2 protein-coding genes are annotated in these 1,433 nt (G+C 71.8%); both read right to left on the bottom strand.

Features of this window, described 5'->3' with window-relative positions; genetic code table 11:
- Positions 1 to 972 (bottom strand): polyketide synthase dehydratase domain-containing protein (locus IH50_RS38325; RefSeq protein ID WP_324617172.1); only part of this gene is annotated, 972 nt, incomplete at its 3' end.
- Positions 948 to 1,433: acyltransferase domain-containing protein (locus IH50_RS43385; protein WP_324617171.1), on the bottom strand; the 486-nt coding region annotated here is incomplete at its 5' end. The genes IH50_RS38325 and IH50_RS43385, both read right to left, overlap by 25 nt.

Here is a 1,433-nt window from a genome sequence, read left to right as displayed (position 1 = left end):
GACCTCCGCGAACAGCTCCTCACCCCGACGCCACGCCGCACGCAGCCCCCGGAACACCGGACCGTAGCCATAACCACGCTCACGGAAGACCTCGTACGCACCCTCCACCGGCACCACCTCCGCACCCACCGGAGGCCACTGCGCCAACTCGAACTCCGCCGGCACCACACCCTCCACCAGGAACCCGGAAGCATGGGTGGTCCACGGGGCGTCCTCGGCGCCTTCCGGACGGGAGTAGACGGCGAGCGTGCGGTGGGCGGCGTCCTTCGGCCCCACCACGACACGGACCTGAACAGCGCCCTGCTCGGGCAGCACCAGCGGTGCGGCCAACGTCAGTTCCTCCAGGGTGGCGCAGCCCACGGCCTCTCCCGCCGTCAAGGCGAGTTCCACCAATCCCGTGCCGGGCAGCAGGGTGCGGCCCAGGACCACGTGATCGGCCAGCCACGGCTGCGCCTCCACCGACAACCTGCCCGTCAGTACGACACCACCGGAGTCCGGCAGCGCCACCACCGCACCCAGCAACGGGTGATCGGACGCGTCCAGACCGGCGGCGCGGGCGTCGGCCGCTGCGGTGGTCGTGCTGCTCTCCGGCCAGTAGCGCTGCCGCTGGAAGGCGTAGGTCGGCAGGTCGACGGTGCGTGCGCCGGTGCCGGCGAAGTACGCGGCCCAGTCCACCCGGGCCCCGGCCACGTGCAGCCGGGCGAGCCCGGCCAATGCCGCCGACTCCTCGTCGCGGTCCTTGCGCAGCAGCGGGATCAGGTGTGCCTCGTCGCCGGCGCTCTCACGCGCCATGCCACTGAGCACACCGTCCGGGCCCAGCTCCACGAACCGCGTGACACCCTCACCGACCAGCGCACGGACACCGTCCGCGAAACGCACAGCCTCACGGACATGGGTCACCCAGTAGACGGGCGTGGTGAGTTCACCGGACGCGGCGATGCGGCCGGTCACGTTGGAGACGACGGGCAGCAACGGGTCGGCGTAGGAGAGGTTCTCGGCGACCGGGGGCGCACGCCCCAGGCGTCGAGCAGACGGTACAGCGCCACTTCCAGGGCGAACAGCCCGGCCTGGGCATACGCGGTCGCGTTCAGCGCCTCGACGTCATCACCCCAGACCACGTCACGCAGCGGGCGGTCCAGGTGCTCGTCCAGGCCCGCGCACACCGCGTCGAACGCTTCCGCGAACACCGGGAAACGGGCGTGCAGTTCACGTCCCATACCGAGGCGCTGCGACCCCTGACCCGAGAACAGGAACGCCGTACGGCCTCCATCAGCCAGGCCCTCCACGACACCCGCGTCCGGAAGGCCCGCCGCGAACGCCTCCAGAGCGGCCGACTTGTCCTGCGCCAGCACCACGGCCCGGTGCTCGAACACGGACCGCTGCGTCGCCAGCGAGAACCCGAGGTCCACGCCACGGATCCCGGCGCCCGCCAC

This window comes from Streptomyces sp. NRRL S-37 (genome assembly GCF_000721605.1).
Taxonomy (GTDB): domain Bacteria; phylum Actinomycetota; class Actinomycetes; order Streptomycetales; family Streptomycetaceae; genus Streptomyces.
This window is presented reverse-complemented; position numbering and strand designations above follow the sequence as displayed.